The organism is Microvirga sesbaniae, from assembly GCF_025460805.1.
GTDB classification, from domain to species: Bacteria; Pseudomonadota; Alphaproteobacteria; order Rhizobiales; family Beijerinckiaceae; genus Microvirga; species Microvirga sesbaniae.
In genome coordinates this window covers 19,106-38,551 of sequence record NZ_JAMXFJ010000013.1, presented here as the reverse complement: position 1 = coordinate 38,551, position 19,446 = coordinate 19,106, and the positions used below count along the sequence as shown (strand labels likewise).

Sequence of the window (19,446 nt, the reverse complement as noted above, 5' to 3'; positions counted from 1 at the left end):
TATAGCCCCTCCCGCCCCCCGGGGCTAGCGCCGACGCGGCGACCAGCCACAGACAGGGGTGCAAAACGAGGCCGGGCAAGGGTTTGCGGGGGAGATGGCGCAGCAGACGAGCAGCCGGAGGGCTGACCTGTCCGTTTTCAGTGGAGCAATCGAGGACAACGTCCTCGACTCGTCGACGCAGCCGCCGCACCCCTCCGTGAGCGCGTTCGCCGATGGATCATTCAACATGACATACGACATCGACGGAGTCGGATTCGCTCGATATTTCGGTTCCGCATGGTCGCTGACACCGACCTCATCGACCATGCAAGCGACGTGGTGGTCGAGACTCTCAAGCTCGCCGACGGCAGCGTGGCGACCCATGCCTTTGTAGGAGCAGGCAAAGACACGCTCGAAGGCGGCACGGGCTCGGACAGCCGCGACCGGTTCGTCTTCGACACCAAGATCTCGAAGAGGGACTACAAGGCCAACAAGGACGTCATCAAGGATTTCGGTTCGACGTTCGACGACATCTCTCTCGACCACAACGCCTTCACGAACAAGACGATCGCGGGCTTCCTCAAAAAGAAGCACGGCGCTTCCCTGGACAGGGCCGTGAAGCTCGATGCCCGCTTCGTCAGCCTGGACGGGAAGGCGCATGACGGCAACGACTTTGTCCTGGTCAAGCAGACCAATTCCAGGACGGCGAAGACCTCTTTCGACCAGGATGGAAGCGGCCGCAAATACGCCGCCCTGGAAATCGCCACCGTGACGCTCGCCACCAAGGAGGGAGCGCATCTGACGAAGGCGGATTTCTGGTTCATCTGAGCCCGGCGATCCCGCGCCGTCGACGTTCCAACGGCGGGATCAGGCCGCCTTGAGGCGCGCGAGATCCAGGTCGAGCTCGCGCAGGGCCTGCATGACGACGCCCTCCGTCAGCAGGTCCATGGAGGATTCCACCACATGGATGGCGGCGAGCGCCCGCAGCTCGGGAATGGTCTGCGAGTCGAGCGCCGCCTCGAAGGAGGGGCGCAGCAGGTCCATGGCCCGGGTGCCCGGGCCGCAGATGACGATGTGGTCGGGCTCGAGCGTCTGGATCAGGATCCCGACCGCATCGCCCAGAACCTCGCCGGCGGCCTGGAACAGGTTGAGGAGGGCGGGATCGCCCGCCCGGGCCTGCGCGACGATCGCCCCCATGGCGCCCTCGCTCGGCAGCAGCAGGGTCGGGGCCGGGCGATGGTCGATGAGCTGGGCGTCCCGGTGCAGGGCGTAATCGGCGAGATAGGCCTCGATGCAGCCACGCCCGCCGCAGCGGCATTGCGGGCCGCTGCGGCGGAGCCGCACGTGGCCGAACTCGCTGCCGCCGAACCGGGCCCCGCGGTAGAGCTCGCCCTGGATGAGAAAGCCGAGGCCGACACCGTCGCCCACCATCAGGCAGGCGGTGCGTCCGGACCGCAGGTCCGAGTTCCGTTGCGTGATGGCGAACGCCATGGCGCTGGCGTCGTTCTCGATGAGGACGGGCTTGCCGAGCCGGTCCCCGAGGCCCGAGGCGAGCGGCAGATCGCGGGCGCCGAGGACCGGGCTCCAGGCCACGATGCCGTCCTTCGTGTCCACGTAGCCCTGGCAGGCGAGCCCCACGGCCTTCACGTCGCGGGCCCCGGTCTCCTCGGCGAAGGCCGTGATCGTGCCGGCCAGCACGTCCATCAGCTCCTCCGCCCCGAGACTGCGCAAGGGGCGCTCCACATGGCGGCTGGCGCGGTTGCGCCCGGCGCTGTCCACGAGCCGCAGTTCGATACGATTGAACCCGGTCCAGACGCCGATCACCGAGCCCAGGGTCTCGGCGAAGTACAGGCGGGTCTTGGGCCGGCCCCGAATCAGGCCGGAGGCCGGATCGGCCGTCTCTTCGGCCACCAGGATCCCCTCGTCGAGCAGGCTCGCGGTCAGGTCCGAGACGCTCGCCGGGCTCACGCCCAGGTGCTGGCCGATCTCCACCCGGGCCATGGGGCCCTCCCGGCGCAAGGCGTCGAGCAGGCGCCGGCGCGCCGTTTCGCGGGGGGAGAGGGGGAGCAGGGTCATCGCGGTCATTTCTTCGATCTATGAATAAAACAACTTCCGTACCGATGGGTATCAGACGAAAATATAACCCGATCGGTGCTTGAAGCTGCCAACGGCTGAGATAATTATTTCCGCGCTCGAAATATAACGCATGGCAGAGCGAGCCATTCCGTCGATCCGCTCGGATCGACAGCCTGTCATGAGCGAGGGGCCTGCAAGGGAACGCAAGGTCCAGGAGGAAGCCGATGCTATCGAAGAAACACGCACTCATCTCTCTTGCCGCCTTGGCGCTGTCCGCCACCGCCGCCTTCGCCCAGAAGGGCCCGGTCGTGGGCGTCAGCTGGTCGAACTTCCAGGAAGAGCGCTGGAAGACCGACGAGGCCGCCATCAAGGCTGCGGTCGAGAAGGCCGGCGGCACCTATGTGTCGGCCGATGCCCAGTCCTCGCCGGCCAAGCAGCTCACCGACATCGAGAGCCTCATCTCCCGCGGCGCCAAGGCGCTGATCGTGCTGGCCCAGGATGCCGACGCGGTGCGTCCGGCGGTCGAGAAGGCTGTCGCCGAGGGCATCGCGGTGGTCGGCTACGACCGTCTCATCGAGATTCCGCAGGCCTTCTACCTCACCTTCGACAATGTCGAGGTCGGCCGTCTTCAGGCCCGCGAGGTGCTGAAGGTCAAGCCCGAGGGCAACTATGCCTTCATCAAGGGCTCGGGCTCGGATCCGAACGCCAACTTCCTGTTCCAGGGCTCGATGGAGGTGCTGAAAGGCGCCATGGATTCCGGCAAGATCAAGAATGTCGGCGAGGCCTATACGGACGGCTGGCTCCCGGCCAATGCGCAGCGGAACATGGAGCAGTTCCTCACCAAGAACAACAACAAGATCGACGCGGTGATCGCGGCCAATGACGGCACCGCCGGCGGCGCCATCGCGGCGCTTGCCGCGCAGGGCCTTGCCGGTTCCGTGCCGGTCTCCGGACAGGACGCCGACAAGGCGGCCCTGAACCGGGTGGCGCTCGGCACGCAGACCGTCACGGTCTTCAAGGACGCCCGCGAACTCGGCCGCAACGCCGCGGAGATCGCCGTCCAGCTCGCCGGCGGCAAGAAGCTCAGCGAGATCCAGGGGGCGAAGCCCTGGAACCTCGGCCCCAAGAAGCAGAACATGACGGCTCTGTTCCTCACCCCCGTGGCGATCACGAAGGACAATCTCGACGTGGTCATCAATGCCGGCTGGGCGACGAAAGACGTGGTCTGCCAGGGCGTGAAGGCAGGCAGCGTGAAGGCCTGCAACTGATCTGACGCTGTCATTCCGGGGCGCGCCTGTCGCGAGCCCGGATCCCCTGACCGCCGGGATCGATGGATCAGGCGCACGATCGCGCCTTTCCTCGAAACCTCGTGCTCATGGGTTCCGGGTTCCGCGTCGCGGCTCCGGAATGACGTTTTTTGCAGAACGAGTGATTTCCATGACCGCACCCGTCGCCACCGCCGCCCCGCCGCCGAGCGCCGCTTCCGGCTCGCTCCTGTCGAAACTCGAGATCGACGTCCGCATGCTCGGCATGCTGGCCGCGCTCGCCGTCATCTGGATCGGCTTCGACATCCTGTCCGGCGGCGTCTTCCTGACCCCGCGCAATCTCTGGAACCTGTCGGTCCAGACCGCGTCCGTCGCCGTGATGGCGACCGGCATGGTGCTCGTCATCGTGACCCGCAACATCGACCTGTCGGTCGGCGCGATCCTGGGCGTCGTCGGCATGATCATCGGCGTCGCTCAAGTGCAGTGGCTGCCGGCCTATCTCGGACTCGAGCACTGGCTGACCGCGCCGCTCGCCGTGCTGATCGCCCTCGTGGCCGGCGGGCTCATCGGCCTGTTCCAGGGCTGGCTCATCGCCTATCTCGGCATTCCCTCCTTCATCGTCACGCTCGGCGGACTGCTGGTCTGGCGCGGCGCCGCCTGGTGGGTCACGACGGGCCAGACCGTCGCGCCCATGGACACCCGCTTCAAGGCTTTCGGCGGCGGCGTGGAGGGCGCGCTCGGCGCCACGACCACCTGGATCATCGCGGCGGTCGCCTGCGGCCTCATCATCGTGGGCCTGGGCCTGACCCGCCGCCGTCGTCTGCGCTTCGGATTCCCGGTGCGCCCCGGCTGGGGCGACGCGGTGATCGCCGTCGTGGCCTGCGGGGCCGTCCTGGCGACCGCCGCGATCTTCAATGCCTATCCGATGCCCATGGGTTCCGCCCGGACCTGGGCCGAGGCCCGCGGCATCGCCTGGCCCGAGGGCGGCCTCTTCATCTCGCAGGGCGTCGCCCTGCCGGTGCTGATCGCCATCGTGGTGGGGCTCGTCATGACCTTCATCGCCACGCGCCGGCGCTTCGGGCGCTACGTGTTCGCCATCGGGGGCAACCCGGAGGCCGCCGAGCTCTCGGGCATCAACACCCGCTGGACGCTGATGAAGGTGTTCGGCCTGATGGGCCTGCTCTGCGGCATCTCCGCCTGCATCTCGACCGCGCGCCTCAATGCGGCGACGAACGCGGCCGGCACCCTCGACGAGCTCTACGTGATCGCCTCCGCGGTGATCGGCGGCACGTCGCTCGCCGGCGGCATCGGCACCATCGCGGGCGCCATGCTCGGCGCCCTCGTCATGCAGTCGCTGCAATCGGGCATGGTGCTGCTCGGGGTCGACACGCCGCTGCAGAACATCGTGGTCGGGGCGGTTCTCGTGCTGGCGGTCTGGGTCGACAGCCTCTATCGCCGCCGCATCAAGTAAGGAAAGCGCATCATGCACACGAATGGAACGACGCCTCTCGTCGAGATGCGCAACATCTCCATCGCGTTCGGCGGCATCAAGGCCGTGGACGGCGTCTCGGTCGACCTGCGTCCCGGCGAGGTGGTGGGCCTGCTCGGCCACAACGGCGCCGGAAAGTCGACGCTGATCAAGATCCTGTCCGGGGCCTACCGGCCGGATGCGGGCGAGATCTACGTGAACGGCGAGCACGCCGACATCGCGACGCCCCGCGACGCGAAGCGCTACGGCATCGAGACGATCTATCAGACCCTGGCGCTCGCCGACAACATCGATGCCGCCGGCAACATCTTCCTGGGCCGCGAGGTGCTCACGCCCTACGGGACCCTGGACGACGCCACCATGGAGGCGGAGACCCGCAAGGTCATGGCGCGCCTCAACCCGCATTTCCGCCGCTTCAAGGAGCCCGTGAAGGCGCTCTCCGGCGGCCAGCGGCAATCGGTGGCGATCGCGCGGGCGATCTATTTCAACGCGCGCGTGCTCATCATGGACGAGCCGACCGCGGCGCTCGGCCCGGCCGAGACGCAGCAGGTCGCCGACCTCGTGCTGCAGCTCAAGAAGGAGGGCATCGGCATCTTCCTCATCAGCCACGACATCCACGACGTGTTCGGCCTCGCCGACCGCGTCAGCGTGATGAAGAACGGCAAGCTCGTGGGTTCGGCCAACGTGCAGGACGTCACCCAGGACGAGGTGCTCGGCATGATCATCCTCGGCAAGTGCCCGCCGGGCGCCACGCCGGGGCCGGGCGCGAGCTGACGGGAGGCCCCCGGCCCGCACCTCGCCGGCGGGGCATGTGAACAGGCGCATGCGATCCGTCATGGCCGGCCTTGTGCCGGCCATCCCGACCATGTAAAGCGCCGGGCCTTCCCAGACCGGGATCACCGGCACAGGGCCGGTGATGACGTGGGAGAAAGTATCAACGGGGCACATCGTGCGAACAGCTTCGGCTTCGTGAGCCTCTTCTATTCCTCCCCGCACGGGGGAGGGACGACATCCAAGACAAGAGTGAGAGAGATCCATGACCCAGACGATTTACGGCTCCCTGAAGGGCAAGACCGTTCTCATCACCGGCGGCGCCAGCGGCATCGGCGAGAGCATCGCACGCTCCTTCCATGCGCAGGGCAGCAAGGTGGCGATCCTCGACTACAACGCCGAGGCCGGCCAGGCGCTCGCGAAGGAACTCGGCGAGCGCGTGCATTTCGAGCACAGCGACGTGCGCGACATTCCCGCCTTCCAGGCGGCGATCCGGCGTGCCAGCGACGCGCTCGGACCGATCACGGTCCTGGTCAACAACGCGGCCCGCGACGACCGCCACACCATCGACCAGGTGACGCCGGAATACTGGCGCGAGCGCTTCGCCACCAATCTCGATCACCAGTTCTTTGCCGCTCAGGCTGTGCTGCCCGACATGGAGAAGGCGGGCGGCGGCTCGATCATCAACATGGGCTCCACGAGCTACATGGTGAGCGACGATTCCTTCGCCGCCTACAAGACGGCGAAATCCGCCGCGGTCGGCCTCACCCGCGCTCTCGCCCGTGAGCTCGGGCCGAAGAACATCCGCGTCAACTGCCTCGTGCCGGGCTGGATCATGACCCAGCGCCAGATCGATCTGTGGCTCACGCCGGAAGGCGAGAAGGAACTGCTCAAGCGCCAGTGCGTGAAGCGCAAGCTCGTGCCGCAGGACATCGCCAACTTCACGCTCTTCCTCGGCGCGGACGATTCCAGCGCCATGTCGGCCCAGACCTATCTCGTGGACGGCGGCTGGGTCTGATCGCGGCCGTCTGACCAGACCGTCATCGCTGGGCTTGCCCCAGTGCCGCCGCGGAGACCGGACATCCGGCCGGCGCCAACCTTTCCACGTCATGGCCGGCCGGTCATCGCCCGCCTCCCGCCGACCATCCCGATCCTGTGGGCCGCGGCGCTTCTCTTTGTCGGGATCACCGGCACAAGGCCGGTGATGACAGGGGGGTACGAAACCCCTTCAAGCCCTCGTGCCGGCACCCGCCGGCACGGCGGCCAACTCGTCCGCGGCGCGTCTCTCTTCGACCACCTTCATGGTGTCACGGCGTATGATGAGGCACAGGATCACCAGCGGTATGGCGATGGCGGCCGTGCCGGTGAAGAGGGCAGGGTAGCCGTAGGCCTCCACCACGGCACCGGATGCGCCGCCGATCAGCTTGCCGGGCAGAGCGTAGAGTGAACTCAAGAGCGCGTATTGCGTGGCCGCAAACCCTGGCGACGTCAGCCCCGACATGTACGCCACGAGGGCCGCGCCTGCGAAGCCGCCAGCGAAATTGTCGACGCTGATGGAGAGCGTCAGGCCCCAAAGCGTTGCATTGCCAGAGGCGAGCCAAGAGAACATCAGGTTCGATCCCGCGGCCATCACCGCGCCGATGAGCACGGTCCACCACAGGCCGATGCGGGTGAGCGCAAGCCCGCCCGCGAAGGCCCCGATGATGCCGATCCAGACGCCGTAGAGCTTCGAGATATTCGCGATGTCGGCCTTGCTGAAGCCAAGGTCGATATAAAGCGGATTGGCCATGATGCCGCTTGCATAATCGGGAATGCGATAGCAGGCGATGAGCGCCAGGATCGGAATCAGCATGAGGCCCTTGCGCCGGAACAGATCCGCAAGCGGTTCCACGATGGCCTTGACAAAAGGGAGGTGCTGCCGGGCCGGGCCCTCGTCGATCCGAGGGGCGAGCAGGGTGCCGATCAGGCCCACGCCCATCAGCGCGGCCATAGCGAGATAAGCGCTGTGCCAGTTGACGAACTCGGCAATGTAGAGCGCGCCTGCACCCGCCGTGATAAGGGCGAGCCGGTAGCCGAGCAGCAAGGCAGCCGCCATCATGCCCTGGCGTTCGGTGGGGGCCGCATCGATGCGCCAGCCGTCGATGACCACATCCTGGGTCGCCGACGCGAAGGCCACCAGAACCGCGAAGATGATGGTGAGGGGCAGGCCGGCCTGCGGGTTCGTCGAGGCCATGCCGATCAGGCCAGCCGCGACCCCGAGTTGCGACAGGACCATCCAGCCGCGGCGTCGTCCCAGCAGACGGGAGAGAGCCGGCACGTCATAGCGATCGACGAAGGGGGCCCAGAGGAATTTCAACGAATAGGCCAGTGCCACCCAACTCATCAGTCCGATGACCGTCAGCGAGATGCCCGCCTCGCGCAGCCAAGCCGACAACGTGCTGAAAACGAGCAGGAAGGGCAGACCCGACGAAAAGCCCAGGGGCAGCATGAGGGCGATGCGCCCGTCGGTCAGAACGTCGCGAAGGGACAGACGGCGTTTGGGTGCGGCGGCCATGGGATCATCTTGGAAGCGAAAAGGGCCGCCACATTGGCACAACGCGAGGCCGAAGCACAATCAGGGGCAGGCCGGGTCCTCTTCGACAGCCTTGTGAAGCTTGGCCAGGAAGGTCTCGAGCGCTTGTTCGGGCTTGCACTCCTTCTCGGTCAGGACCTGCAGGCCCCATTGTTCCAGAACCGCCTGCTCCACCGGGTTGGGGCGCAGCATGAACACATAGGATTGCGGCCGGTCGCGCTCGTAGCCCGAATCCGCCCAGGTCTTCCAGAGCCGGTGCATGAGGAAGCGGATGTTGAGGTCCGTCATGCTGTAGCCGATGAACAGGATCGTCTTGCCGAGCGCGTCGGAGCGGAACTTGATGTCGAGGGGCGATTCGAACGAGAGGCGCTCCAGGTAATCGGTTTCCGCGATGACGATGGAGCCGTCGTCGTCGAAATCGCCATGGTATTTCACGATCTGCGTCACGTCCTCGTGGATTCGGGCCACGTCCTTGGCGTTGACGATCTTGACGTACTCCTTCCCGTAGAGGTCGTAGGAGTTTTCCAGGTTGCGGTCGAAATTCGTCGTGTAGATGATCGGAAAATCGAGCTTGCAGATGAGCTCGTGCACGCGGGACGTCTTCAGGGCCTTCTCCGGTATGGTCCAGTTCCGGTCCATCCAGCTGCGCAGGGGGCCGATGCTGCCCTGCTTCAGCCGGTAGAATTCCGCCAGCGTGAGATAGTTGAGGTCCGTGCCCCGGAAGTCGGTCAGGTCGATCTCCAGCTCCTGCGCGATGTGTTCGATCAAGGTGCTCCAGGAGGGCAGGCCGACCGTCATGGACACGCCGGCTCCGGCAAACAGAATGGCCTGTCTCTGCCTGATGGCCGCAACCAAACCTTCCAGCACGCAACGCTCCTTCACGACAGCAATCGGGCCCGAGACCCGCTTCCGCTCCCGAGATCTCATCGAGGCCTGCTCTTAACGCACGAAGGCGCCACTCTGCTTCAGCGGGGCTTGAGGGATAACTTTCGGCGGCTCGCGTGTTGTCTTAGGCTTTTGGCATCATCGAACGGGGAAAACGGCACGTGGCAGGCTACCGGATCCGACAGGTCGAAACCCTCTATGACGGCTGGCGCAAGCTTCTCAAGGTCACGGTCGAGATGCCGGACGGCCGGACGATGGCGCGCCAGATCCTCAACAGCTCCGATGCGGCCGCGGTGCTCCCCTACGACCCGCAGGCCCGCACGGTCATCCTGGTCCGGCAGTTCCGCGCGCCCGTCATGCACGTGGAGGGCCGCCCGGGCTTCCTGGAGGCCGTGGCGGGCCTGCTCGACGAGGACGCGCCGGAGGTCTGCGCCCGGCGCGAGGCCTTGGAGGAGGCGGGCCTTCGCATCACCGCCCTGGAGCCGGTCGGGACGGTCTGGTCGGCGCCCGGCATGACGACGGAGCGGCTGCACCTGTTCCTGGCGCCCTATAGGGCGGCCGACCGGGTCGGGGAGGGCGGCGGGCTCGCGGAGGAGCACGAGGAGATCGAGGTGCTGGAGCTCGGCCTCGGCGAGGTCATGCGTCTGCTGGAACAGGGCGCCATCGCCGACATGAAGACCCTGACCCTGATCCAGGCGCTGCAGCTCCGGCACCCGGAGCTGTTCGGCAGCGGCTGAGGCGGCTACGGCCCCAGGCGCTCCGCGTGCCAGCGCAGGTGGTCCTCCATGAAGGTCGCGATGAAGAAGTAGGAATGGTCGTAGCCGTCCTGCATCCGCAGGGTGAGGGGCTGGCCGGCGCGCGCGCAGGCCTCCTCCAGGAGCTGGGGCTTGAGCTGGCTGTCCAGGAAGCCGTCGGCCGTGCCCTGGTCCACCAGAAGGTCGGGGAGGCGCGCGCCGTCCTCGATCAGCGCGCAGGCATCGTAGGCGCGCCAGGCCGCGCGGTCGGGCCCGATGTAGTGCGTCAGGGCCTTCTCGCCCCAGGGGCAGTGCATGGGCGACGCGATGGGGGCGAAGGCCGAGACGGCCTTGAAGCGTCCGGGATCGCGCAGCGCCAGGGTGAGCGCCCCGTGGCCGCCCATGGAGTGGCCCGTGATGCCCTGTCGGGCCATGTCGGCCGGGAGGTTCTCAGCCACCAGGCCCGGCAGCTCGCGCTCGAGATAGGAGCGCATGCGGTAGTGCCTCGCCCAGGGCGCCTCCGTGGCATCCAGGTAGAAGCCCGCGCCCAGGCCGAGATCGTAGGCGCCCTCGGGATCGTCGGGCACGCCCTCGCCCCGGGGGCTGGTGTCGGGGGCAATCAGGATCAGGCCGAGCTCCGCGGCGACCCGCTGCACGCCCGCCTTCACGGTGAAGTTCTCCTCCGTGCAGGTGAGCCCGGAGAGGAACCACACCACCGGCACCTTGCCGTTCTCCGCCTGCGGCGGAACGAAGACGGCAAGCCGCATGGGCGTGCCGGTCTCCCGCGATGCGTGACGGTAGACGAACTGCGTGCCGCCGAAGCAGCGCGATTGCGAGACGGTCTCGAAACTCAACGATCCTGTCCCCATCAGTACACGATGACCGAGCGGATCGACTTGCCCTCGTGCATGAGATCGAAGGCCGTGTTGATCTCCTCGAGCGGCATGGTGTGGGTGATCAGGTCGTCGATGTTGATCTTGCCCTCCATGTACCAGTCGACGATCTTCGGCACGTCCGTGCGTCCGCGCGCGCCGCCGAAGGCCGTGCCCTTCCAGACGCGTCCGGTGACGAGCTGGAACGGCCGGGTGGCGATCTCCTTGCCGGCTTCCGCCACGCCGATGATGATGCTTTCGCCCCAGCCGCGGTGGCAGCATTCGAGCGCCTGGCGCATGACGTCCGTGTTGCCGGTGGCGTCGAAGGAGAAGTCCGCGCCGCCGCCGGTGAGGTCGACGATCGCCTGCACGACCTTGTCGTTGCCGACCTCCTTCGGGTTGATGAAGTCGGTCATGCCGAACTTCTCGGCCATGGCGCGCTTGGCCGGGTTGATGTCGACGCCGATGATCTTGTCGGCGCCGACCATGCGGGCGCCCTGGATCACGTTGAGCCCGATGCCGCCGAGGCCGAACACCACCACGTTCGCGCCGGGCCAGACCTTCGCCGTGTAGATCACCGCCCCGATGCCCGTGGTGACGCCGCAGCCGATGTAGCAGATCTTGTCGAAGGGCGCGTCCTCGCGCACCTTGGCGAGGGCGATCTCCGGCAGCACGGTGAAGTTCGCGAAGGTCGAGCAGCCCATGTAGTGGAACACGGTCTCGCCGTCGCAACGGAAGCGCGACGTGCCGTCGGGCATGAGGCCCTGGCCCTGCGTGGCGCGGATCGCCGTGCAGAGATTGGTCCGGCGCGACAGGCAGGATTTGCAGTTGCGGCATTCTGGCGTGTAGAGCGGGATCACATGGTCGCCGACTTTGAGCGTGGTGACGCCGGGCCCGACCTCGCGCACGATGCCCGCGCCCTCGTGGCCGAGGATCGCCGGGAACTTGCCCTCGGAATCGAGGCCGGACAGCGTGTAGGCGTCCGTGTGGCACACGCCCGTCGCCATCACCTCCACGAGCACCTCGCCGGCCTTGGGACCCTCGAGGCGGATGGTTTCGACGGTGAGCGGCTTGCCAGCCTCCCACGCCACGGCGGCCCTGGTTTCCATGCTCTTGTCCTCGCTGTGATTCGGTGCCGGGACTATGTGAAGCCCCGTGAGGGAAGGTCAAGGGAAGCGGCTTCCCAGACCCGGTCTCAGGGCCTATGTGTGCATCACGCCCAAGAAGGAGCCCACCGTGCCCGATATTCGCGCCGCCATCATCCCCGTGACGCCCTTCCAGCAGAACTGCACGCTGCTGTGGTGCGACAAGACCAAGAAGGCCGCGGTGGTCGATCCCGGCGGCGATGTGGACCAGATCCGCGAGGCCATCGCGCAGACCGGCGTGAGCGTGGAGAAGATCATCCTCACCCACGGCCACATCGACCACGCGGGCGGAGCGGCCGAGCTGCGCGAGGCCCTCGGCGTGCCGGTCGAAGGCCCGCACCAGGCGGACCGCTTCCTGCTCGACCGGCTCGCGGAGCAGGGGCAGGCCTATGGCTTTCCCGCCCGCGCCGTCACGCCGGATCGCTGGCTCGACGAGGGCGATACGGTCACAATCGGCGATCTCACCCTCGACGTGCTGCATTGCCCCGGCCACTCGCCGGGCAGCGTCGTGCTCGTCTCTCCCAAGGACCGCTTCGCACTGGTGGGCGACGTGCTGTTCCAGGGCTCCGTCGGCCGCGTCGATCTTCCCGGCGGCGACGGCGAGGCGCTGATCGCCTCGATCAAGGACAAGCTGCTGCCGCTCGGCGACGACATCGCGTTCATTTGCGGCCACGGTCCCATGAGCACCATCGGGCAGGAGCGCCAGACCAACCCGTTTCTTCAGGGCGAGGGACTGCTCTGACGCAGGATGTCTCCCGCGTCGTCACCGGGCTCGTCCCGTTGACCCCGATCCCTCCATTGTCATCACCGGGCTTGTCCCGGTGATCCCGGTTGTTTGGAATGCCGAGCCCTTCCAATCGAGATGGCCGGGACAAGCCCGGCCATGACGTGGAGGAGGGTGTATCGGCCTCTTAGGATGAGGCTTTGCGTTCTGCGATCCTGGAAAAACGAAAACGGCCCGGGATCGCTCCCGGGCCGCTTCATGTTTGCCCCTACGGCTTATGTTCATTCCGCTGTTTATTCGGCTGCCTGGATCATCACGGCGCCCTTGAGGCCCATGCGGTCCGCCACGCCGAGGCCGTAGGCCTTGTCGGCGAGGTAGAAGTGCACGATCTGGCGCTTCACGATGGCTTCCGGGACGCCCTGCATGGCTTCCGCGATGTTGTCCATGAGCCGGTCCTGCTCGTCCGGTGTCATGAGGCGGAACAGGTCGCCCGGCTGCCGGTAATCGTCGTTGCCGGCGCGGTGATCGTAGCGGTCCGCGTCGCCCGAGATCTTCAGCGGCGGCTCGGCGGCGCGCTGCGTCTGCATCGGACCGTTGAAGGAGTTCGGCTCGTAATAGGCGTCGCCGCGGTTGGGCACGTCGAACAGCATCGCGCCGTCCGCATGGTAGTGATGGACCGGGCAGCGCGGACGGTTCACCGGCAGCGCCTCGTAATGGGTGCCGACCCGGTAACGGTGCGCGTCCGCATAGGCGAAGATTCGGCCCTGCAGCATCTTGTCCGGCGAGAAGCCGATTCCGGGCACGATGTTCGACGGCGAGAACGAGGATTGCTCCACTTCCGCGAAGTAGTGCTGGGCATTCCGGTTGAGCTCGAGGATGCCGACCTCGATCAGCGGATACTCGGCATGCGGCCACACCTTGGTGACGTCGAACGGATTGTAGGAGGTCTTCTCCGCATCCGTCTCGGGCATGATCTGGACGCAGAACTTCCAGCGCGGGTAGTCGCCGCCCTCGATGGCCTCGTAGAGGTCGCGCTGGGCGCTCTCGCGGTCCTTGGCCACCACGGCCTCGGCCTCCCGGTTGGTCCAGGTCCTGATGCCCTGCATGGACTTGAAGTGGAACTTCACCCAGAAGCGCTCACCGGCCTCGTTGATGAACGAATAGGTGTGCGAGCCGAAGCCGTGCATGAACCGGTAGCCCTGCGGCAGGCCGCGGTCCGAGAACAGGATGGTGACCTGGTGCAGGGTCTCGGGGCTGAGCGACCAGAAATCCCACATGGCGGTGGTCGAACGCAGGTTCGTGGCCGGGTGGCGCTTCTGCGTCCGGATGAAGTCGGGGAACTTCACGGGGTCGCGCACGAAGAACACCGGCGTGTTGTTGCCGACGATGTCCCAGTTGCCCTCTTCCGTGTAGACCTTGAGCGCGAAGCCGCGCACGTCGCGCTCGGCATCGGCCGCGCCGCGCTCGCCGGCGACCGTCGAGAAGCGCAGGAAGACCTCCGTCTGCTTGCCGATCTCGGAGAAGACCTTGGCCTTGGAATACCGGGTGATGTCGTTGGTGATGGTCAGGGTGCCGTAGGCGGCCGAGCCCTTGGCGTGGACCACGCGCTCCGGAATGCGCTCCCGGTTCTGGTGCGCGAGCTTCTCGATCAGCTGGTAGTCCTGGAGCAGCAGCGGCCCGCGGGCTCCGGCCGACAGGCTGTTCTGGTTGTCGGCGATCGGCGCCCCGGCCGTGGTGGTCATGGTTGTTGTTTTCGTCATGGTCGTCCCCAATGAGTGCCGCGCACGATGCCGATGGGGCCCGATAAGGTCCAATTGTATTGATTACGGAACGCGATCAGATATTCTTATCGCATGGTGACCCTACGGCAGCTACGTTACTTCGAAGCCCTGTCTCGGACGAGGCATTTCGGCCTGGCGGCCGACCAATGCGCGGTCACGCAGCCGGCGCTGTCCATGCAGATCAAGGAGCTTGAGCGGGAGCTCGGGGTGGAGCTCGTCGAGCGCCGGGGCAGCGCCATCGCGGTGACGCCAGCCGGCCAGGAGATCGCCGCGAGGGCCGAGGTGATCCTGAACCAGGTGCGGGAGCTCTCCGATTTCGCCCGCCAGCATCAGGGCGTCCTGACGGGCGCGTTGCGCCTCGGGATCATCCCGTCGATCGCCCCCTATCTGCTGCCGGCGATCCTGACCGAAATGGCCCGGCAATACCCGGCCCTCGACCTCCAGATCCGCGAGACGCAGACCGGGGCGCTGGTCGAGGAGCTGATGCGGGGCGATCTCGATGCGGCTCTTCTCGCGCTGCCGATCCAGCAGCCGCAGGTGGAGACCATGGCGCTGTTCGACGACCGATTCCTGATCGCCGTCCAGAGCCAGGCCGCCCAAGACTGGGCGACCGGCGACCTGCGCACCCGCATCGGCCAGGAGCGCCTGCTCCTCCTCGAGGAGGGCCATTGCCTGAGGGACCAGGCCCTGCAGTTCTGCCACATCGCCAACATGCAGGCCCGCAAGGCCCTCGGGGCGGCGTCGCTCACCACCATCATGCAGATGGTGGCGGCCGGCCACGGCATCACGCTCCTTCCCGAACTCTGCGCCCAGGCCGAGGTCGACCGGCAGCGGGTCGCGCTCATCGAGTTCCCCGAGGACGCGCCCATGCGCACGGTGGGGCTGGCCTGGCGCCGCACCTCGACCCGGAAGAACGATTTCATCGCCCTGGGCCACCTGATCCGCTCGCTCAAGCAGCCGAAGGCGGATTCAGGACGGCCTGCCGCTCCCTGATGCGATGGGGCCGAGACCCGCTCGGCCCTTCGCCGATCAGCAGCCGGTGAGCTTCACCCGCTCCACCTCGAGGCCGAAGAGCGGGCGCAGGCGCGTGCCGAGGACGTTGCCCGCAAAGGCCGCCACGAGCCAGACCCAGCCATGGAGGCTGCCGGACGCGATGCCCGAGAAATAGGCCCCGATGTTGCAGCCATAGGCGAGCCGCGCGCCGTAGCCGAGGAGGAGACCGCCAACGACGGCCGCGACGGCGGAGCGCAGCGGGACCTTCCAGGTGGGCGCGAAGCGGCCGGCGAGAGCCGCGGCCAGAAGCGCCCCGAGGATGATGCCGAAATCCATCACGGTCGTGACGTCGTTGAAGATGCTGGCGTTGAGCGCGGCCCGGTTGGCCGGGCTCGACCAATAGGGCCAGCTCGCCACGTCGAAGCCGATGGCGGCCGCGATCTTCGAGCCCCAGAGGGCGAAGGCCGAGGTCACGCCCCAGGGACGGCCCGCGAGATAGAGCGTCACGAAGTTCAACAGCGCCAGGGCGACCGCGCCCGTCACCAGGGGCCAGGGCCCGCGGGTGAAGCGTGCAAGCCCGTGGCGCGGGGAGGGAGCCGGCTGAACGAGCTGGCCGTGGCGGCGCTTCTCGAGGACCACGGTCACGGCCGCGATGATCGCGAAGACCGCGAGCTGCACGGCCAGGGCCGGCCAGGGCCCCCAGGCCTTGACGATCGAGATCGCCGGCAGGCTCGGAAGCGCGGTCCACCAGTGCAGATGCGCGGCCCCGATGGCGGAGCCCGCGATGAAGGCCGCAAGCGTGATCAGCATGCGGGTGGAGCCGCCGCCGACCGTGTAGAGCGTGCCCGACGCGCAGCCGCCGCCCATCTGCATGCCGATGCCGAAGATGAAGGCGCCGAACACCACGCCGATCCCCGCCGGCGATACGTTGCCGGCGACCGGCTGTCCGAAGAGGGTGCCGGAGGCGAGCACGGGGAAGAACAGGATGGACGCGATGGCCAGCATCACCATCTGGGCCCTCAGGCCCTCGCCGCGCCGGTCCGCGATGAAGACCCGCCAGGCCGAGGTGAAGCCGAAGGCCGCGTGGTAGAGCACGAGCCCGAGCGCCGCGCCGAGCACGTAGAGCGCGGCCTGGCGCGGATTGATGGCGGCGCCCAGGAGGGCCGCGCCGCCGAGGATTCCGGCTGCGGCGGCCAGGGAGGCCGGGGCGTTGATGGTCAAGCTTGCACGGTTTCCGACGGAAAGAGGTGAAGCTACGGCAGAGCTGGACATGGTCGCTCCTGAGCTTTCGTGAACGGGTTAAGGGGTGACAAAGGCATGAGAGCCTGGCCGAATCGAATCTTCCACGTCATCACCGGCCTTGTGCCGGTGATCCCGATCGATTGCAGCGCTGCGCCTCTTCGGATCGGGACGGCCCGGATGAGCTCGGTCATAACAAGGTGTTTGTTGTTCACGGCCGCCATCTCGGGACTCCGTCAGGCAGACAATGTGGTTCGGTATAAAGAACGTCAAGGATTGTGTTTTCTTTTTTAATCACATAAATTGGTTGTGAATATAGCCCGTGAATTGCCAGGCTGATGGGTTTAAACCCGTTCTTCCATCCACCGACGACTTCTCGCACGCCAGGGAGTGCCATGACCATCCAGCCCGACGTTCCCGCCGCCATCGGCAACACGCCCCTGATCAAGCTCCGTCACGCGTCCGAAGCGACCGGATGCACCATCCTGGGCAAGGCCGAGTTCATGAATCCCGGCCAGTCGGTGAAGGACCGGGCCGCCCTGTTCATCATCGAGGACGCGGTGAGGCGCGGCGCATTGCGCCCGGGCGGCGTGATCGTCGAAGGCACGGCGGGCAATACCGGCATCGGCCTGGCGCTGGTCGCCAACGCGCTCGGGTTCCGGACCGTGATCGTGATCCCGGACACGCAGAGCCAGGAGAAGAAGGACATGCTGCGGCTCGCGGGGGCCGAGCTCATCGAGGTCCCGGCCGTTCCCTATGCCAATCCCAACAACTACGTGAAGGTCTCTGGGCGGCTCGCCGAACGCCTCGCGGCGTCCGAGCCCAACGGGGCGATCTGGGCCAACCAGTTCGACAACGTGGCGAACCGGCAGGCGCATATCGAGACCACCGGGCCGGAGATCTGGGAGCAGACGTCCGGCCAGGTCGACGGCTTCATCTGCGCGGTCGGCACGGGCGGCACGCTGGCGGGCGTCGGCATGGCGTTGAAGGCGCGCAACCCGAACGTCCGGATCGGCCTTGCCGACCCGATGGGCGCGGCCCTCTACAGCTACTACACGACCGGCGAGCTCAAGGCCTCGGGGTCGTCCATCACGGAGGGGATCGGTCAGGGGCGCATCACGGCCAACCTGGTCGATGCGCCCATCGACGTGGCGTACCAGATCCCCGACGAGGAGGCGGTGCCGATCGTCTTCGACCTGCTGCAATACGAGGGCCTGTGCCTGGGCGGATCGTCGGGCATCAACGTCGCGGGCGCGATCCGCCTCGCCCGGGAGCTCGGGCCCGGGCACACCATCGTGACCGTCCTGTGCGATTACGGCACGCGCTACCAGTCCAAGCTGTTCAACCCGGATTTCCTGCGCGCGAAGAACCTGCCCGTTCCCGCCTGGCTCGAGCGGCCGAGCACGATCGATCCGGGACTCGTGTAGACCGGAGCATCAGGGGACGGGCGCCGCGTCCGAGAGGCTTCGGACGCGGCGGGTGACGCGGTCAGGCCGCCGAGGAGGTGGCCGTTTCCGAACCCGTCGGCGGCGTGGTGCCGGACGAGCCTTGCGACGAGCCGGTCTCGTCGGAGCGCTGCTGCGGCCGGCTGAGATTGGCCGGGGAGCGATTGGCGGTCGTCGACGGCGACACGGCCGGTTTGTGATTGACCGCGTGGAGGTCGGCCTGGATGCTCTCGATCAGGTCGGCCAGCCAGGTCTCGCCGTTCTGGAGGCGCTCCCGAAGCGCCGACCGCGCGATGTCGAGCTTGGCGGAAATCTCCATGGTGGTGCGTGACGGCAGGCCGCTGAAATCCTGCTCGATGGCGGCGAGCTCGCGCAGGAGCTCGTCACGCAGCCCGCGCTGCTCGTCGGCCATGATCAGCGGCGAGTTCAGCATGCCGCGCAGGGCGGCCCATCGCAGGCCGAGGGCGCTGACCGATTGCGTTCCGTCGAGTCCTGAGAGGTGTTGGGATTCGGCCACGAGCATTTCCTTTTCGCGAGACTTGAGAATCGAGACGTCGCAGGAAGGAGCATGGTTGTGGCGTCAATCGGGCAGCCGCTTCCAAAAGGCCGCCCGACCGCGGGCTATTTCGCATATGGTTAGCGAATTCAGCGGATAAAGAAATACAGTGTCAGGGCCGCGCCGACCGCGATGACGAGCCAGCGGATGACGCCGGCCGGCAGGCGGCGGCCGAAGACCACGCCGAGATAGCCGCCGATCACCGAGGCTGCCCCGACGACGAGGGTCTCGGGCCAGCTCACGAGGCCGGCCGCGATGAACAGCACCACGGCCACGAGCTGGATCAGCGTCGAGCACAGGTGCTTGGCGGAGTTGATCAGGTGGAAATCGTCGCCTTCGGTGATGGCGAGCGCGGCCAGCATGACGATGCCCATCCCGGCGCCGAAGAAGCCGCCATAGATCGCGACGCCGGTCTGGAACGCGAGGCCTGTGGCCCAGGCCTTCGTGGACGGGTGATGCCCTTCCTGCTTGCCGATGGCGCGCGCGAGCGCCACGATCTTCGGGCTCGCGGCGAAGAGCAGGGTGGCGAACAGGAGAAGCCACGGCACCAGCTGCCGGAAGGCGTCGTTGTTGGTGACCGTGAGGATGTAGGCGCCGATCACGCCGCCCACGAGGCTGACGATGCCGAGCGCCGCGAAGCGCCGCGCATTGGCGGCGAGCTCGCGCCGGTAGGCCCAGGCGCTCGCGAGATTGGCCGGCGTGACCGCGACCGCGCTCGTGGCATTGGCGACGACGGGCGGCAGGCCCGCGGCCACGAGGGCCGAGAAGGTGAAGAAGGTGCCGCCGCCCGCGATGGCGTTGACGAGGCCGGCCGCAAGGCCCGAGGCGGCGAGGAGCGCCGCAGTCGATAGGTCCATGATGGTGATCTGACGGGAGTGCCAAGCAGGAGGGTTGAGGCCCGGCCATAGCATGGCGGACGC

General features: G+C 67.1%; 18 protein-coding genes. 9 read left to right on the top strand and 9 right to left on the bottom strand.

The genetic code is table 11. The annotated features are described in order from the left end of the window. Window positions 1-276 precede the first annotated feature (276 nt). Window positions 277-807, top strand: a complete 531-nt coding sequence (locus tag OCW50_RS17955) for a hypothetical protein (RefSeq protein WP_262298509.1) — start codon at window positions 277-279, stop codon at window positions 805-807. A gap of 39 nt (window positions 808-846) precedes the next feature. Here OCW50_RS17955 and OCW50_RS17950 read toward each other — a convergent pair whose 3' ends face one another. After that, the gene (locus OCW50_RS17950; RefSeq protein WP_262271106.1) at window positions 847-2,055 is read right to left on the bottom strand and encodes an ROK family protein; all 1,209 of its coding nucleotides are present in this window, start codon (window positions 2,053-2,055) and stop codon (window positions 847-849) included. 224 nt (window positions 2,056-2,279) lie between these two features. On the opposite strand from OCW50_RS17950, the gene xylF reads away from it, so the two are divergent. From xylF to OCW50_RS17930, 4 genes are all read left to right on the top strand, one after another. Then, entirely contained in the window at window positions 2,280-3,323 is a 1,044-nt protein-coding gene (gene xylF, locus OCW50_RS17945) for a D-xylose ABC transporter substrate-binding protein (protein WP_262271107.1), read from the top strand. A 169-nt stretch (window positions 3,324-3,492) separates the two neighbouring features. Further along, complete coding sequence (locus OCW50_RS17940; RefSeq protein ID WP_262298508.1) at window positions 3,493-4,791, top strand: sugar ABC transporter permease; 1,299 nt, start codon at window positions 3,493-3,495, stop codon at window positions 4,789-4,791. A gap of 12 nt (window positions 4,792-4,803) precedes the next feature. Next, entirely contained in the window at window positions 4,804-5,583 is a 780-nt protein-coding gene (locus tag OCW50_RS17935) for an ATP-binding cassette domain-containing protein (protein WP_173946391.1), read from the top strand. Between the two features lie 262 nt (window positions 5,584-5,845). Beyond that, entirely contained in the window at window positions 5,846-6,598 is a 753-nt protein-coding gene (locus OCW50_RS17930; RefSeq protein ID WP_262271109.1) for an SDR family NAD(P)-dependent oxidoreductase, read from the top strand. 210 nt (window positions 6,599-6,808) lie between these two features. Here the strand turns inward: OCW50_RS17930 and OCW50_RS17925 are convergent, their stop codons facing one another. Together OCW50_RS17925 and OCW50_RS17920 are read right to left on the bottom strand one after the other, a co-directional pair. Then, entirely contained in the window at window positions 6,809-8,134 is a 1,326-nt protein-coding gene (locus tag OCW50_RS17925) for an AmpG family muropeptide MFS transporter (protein WP_262298507.1), read from the bottom strand. Between the two features lie 60 nt (window positions 8,135-8,194). Continuing rightward, window positions 8,195-9,019 (bottom strand): SIR2 family NAD-dependent protein deacylase, encoded by an 825-nt coding sequence (locus OCW50_RS17920; RefSeq protein WP_262298506.1) that lies wholly within the window; start codon window positions 9,017-9,019, stop codon window positions 8,195-8,197. 179 nt (window positions 9,020-9,198) lie between these two features. Between OCW50_RS17920 and OCW50_RS17915 the strand changes: the two genes are divergently transcribed. Continuing rightward, window positions 9,199-9,774, top strand: coding sequence for an NUDIX domain-containing protein (locus tag OCW50_RS17915; RefSeq protein WP_262298505.1), 576 nt, complete (start codon window positions 9,199-9,201; stop codon window positions 9,772-9,774). 5 nt (window positions 9,775-9,779) lie between these two features. Here OCW50_RS17915 and fghA read toward each other — a convergent pair whose 3' ends face one another. Together fghA and OCW50_RS17905 are read right to left on the bottom strand one after the other, a co-directional pair. Then, on the bottom strand, window positions 9,780-10,625 hold the full coding sequence (gene fghA / locus OCW50_RS17910; RefSeq protein WP_262298504.1) for an S-formylglutathione hydrolase: 846 nt from the start codon (window positions 10,623-10,625) through the stop codon (window positions 9,780-9,782). A 14-nt stretch (window positions 10,626-10,639) separates the two neighbouring features. Beyond that, window positions 10,640-11,752 carry an S-(hydroxymethyl)glutathione dehydrogenase/class III alcohol dehydrogenase gene (locus OCW50_RS17905; RefSeq protein WP_262298503.1) on the bottom strand — a complete coding sequence of 371 codons (1,113 nt, stop codon included), beginning with the start codon at window positions 11,750-11,752 and terminating at the stop codon, window positions 10,640-10,642. A gap of 127 nt (window positions 11,753-11,879) precedes the next feature. On the opposite strand from OCW50_RS17905, the gene OCW50_RS17900 reads away from it, so the two are divergent. Continuing rightward, the gene (locus OCW50_RS17900; RefSeq protein WP_315974448.1) at window positions 11,880-12,530 is read left to right on the top strand and encodes an MBL fold metallo-hydrolase; all 651 of its coding nucleotides are present in this window, start codon (window positions 11,880-11,882) and stop codon (window positions 12,528-12,530) included. A gap of 275 nt (window positions 12,531-12,805) precedes the next feature. Here the strand turns inward: OCW50_RS17900 and OCW50_RS17895 are convergent, their stop codons facing one another. Next, a complete protein-coding gene (locus tag OCW50_RS17895) occupies window positions 12,806-14,272 on the bottom strand; it encodes a catalase (protein WP_262271115.1) in 1,467 nt (488 codons plus the stop codon). A 93-nt stretch (window positions 14,273-14,365) separates the two neighbouring features. Between OCW50_RS17895 and OCW50_RS17890 the strand changes: the two genes are divergently transcribed. Continuing rightward, entirely contained in the window at window positions 14,366-15,286 is a 921-nt protein-coding gene (locus tag OCW50_RS17890) for a hydrogen peroxide-inducible genes activator (protein WP_262298502.1), read from the top strand. Between the two features lie 36 nt (window positions 15,287-15,322). Here OCW50_RS17890 and OCW50_RS17885 read toward each other — a convergent pair whose 3' ends face one another. Then, window positions 15,323-16,558, bottom strand: a complete 1,236-nt coding sequence (locus tag OCW50_RS17885) for a YeeE/YedE family protein (RefSeq protein ID WP_262298501.1) — start codon at window positions 16,556-16,558, stop codon at window positions 15,323-15,325. 362 nt (window positions 16,559-16,920) lie between these two features. On the opposite strand from OCW50_RS17885, the gene OCW50_RS17880 reads away from it, so the two are divergent. Then, a complete protein-coding gene (locus tag OCW50_RS17880) occupies window positions 16,921-17,952 on the top strand; it encodes a cysteine synthase A (RefSeq protein ID WP_262298500.1) in 1,032 nt (343 codons plus the stop codon). Window positions 17,953-18,013: 61 nt separating this feature from the next. Here OCW50_RS17880 and OCW50_RS17875 read toward each other — a convergent pair whose 3' ends face one another. Then, window positions 18,014-18,487, bottom strand: coding sequence for a hypothetical protein (locus tag OCW50_RS17875; RefSeq protein ID WP_262271119.1), 474 nt, complete (start codon window positions 18,485-18,487; stop codon window positions 18,014-18,016). A 128-nt stretch (window positions 18,488-18,615) separates the two neighbouring features. After that, the gene (locus tag OCW50_RS17870) at window positions 18,616-19,383 is read right to left on the bottom strand and encodes a sulfite exporter TauE/SafE family protein (protein WP_262271120.1); all 768 of its coding nucleotides are present in this window, start codon (window positions 19,381-19,383) and stop codon (window positions 18,616-18,618) included. Window positions 19,384-19,446 lie beyond the last annotated feature (63 nt).

Bases quoted from the DNA above. Each gene is read 5' to 3' on its own strand.
- OCW50_RS17880 (WP_262298500.1), top strand. From the start codon at position 16,921: ATGACCATCCAGCCCGACGTTCCCGCCGCCATCGGCAACACGCCCCTG.
- OCW50_RS17905 (WP_262298503.1), bottom strand. From the start codon at position 11,752: ATGGAAACCAGGGCCGCCGTGGCGTGGGAGGCTGGCAAGCCGCTCACC.
- OCW50_RS17955 (WP_262298509.1), top strand. From the start codon at position 277: ATGGTCGCTGACACCGACCTCATCGACCATGCAAGCGACGTGGTGGTC.
- xylF (WP_262271107.1), top strand. From the start codon at position 2,280: ATGCTATCGAAGAAACACGCACTCATCTCTCTTGCCGCCTTGGCGCTG.
- OCW50_RS17940 (WP_262298508.1), top strand. From the start codon at position 3,493: ATGACCGCACCCGTCGCCACCGCCGCCCCGCCGCCGAGCGCCGCTTCC.
- OCW50_RS17885 (WP_262298501.1), bottom strand. From the start codon at position 16,558: ATGTCCAGCTCTGCCGTAGCTTCACCTCTTTCCGTCGGAAACCGTGCA.
- OCW50_RS17925 (WP_262298507.1), bottom strand. From the start codon at position 8,134: ATGGCCGCCGCACCCAAACGCCGTCTGTCCCTTCGCGACGTTCTGACC.
- OCW50_RS17895 (WP_262271115.1), bottom strand. From the start codon at position 14,272: ATGACGAAAACAACAACCATGACCACCACGGCCGGGGCGCCGATCGCC.
- OCW50_RS17930 (WP_262271109.1), top strand. From the start codon at position 5,846: ATGACCCAGACGATTTACGGCTCCCTGAAGGGCAAGACCGTTCTCATC.
- OCW50_RS17890 (WP_262298502.1), top strand. From the start codon at position 14,366: ATGGTGACCCTACGGCAGCTACGTTACTTCGAAGCCCTGTCTCGGACG.
- OCW50_RS17935 (WP_173946391.1), top strand. From the start codon at position 4,804: ATGCACACGAATGGAACGACGCCTCTCGTCGAGATGCGCAACATCTCC.
- OCW50_RS17870 (WP_262271120.1), bottom strand. From the start codon at position 19,383: ATGGACCTATCGACTGCGGCGCTCCTCGCCGCCTCGGGCCTTGCGGCC.
- OCW50_RS17950 (WP_262271106.1), bottom strand. From the start codon at position 2,055: ATGACCCTGCTCCCCCTCTCCCCCCGCGAAACGGCGCGCCGGCGCCTG.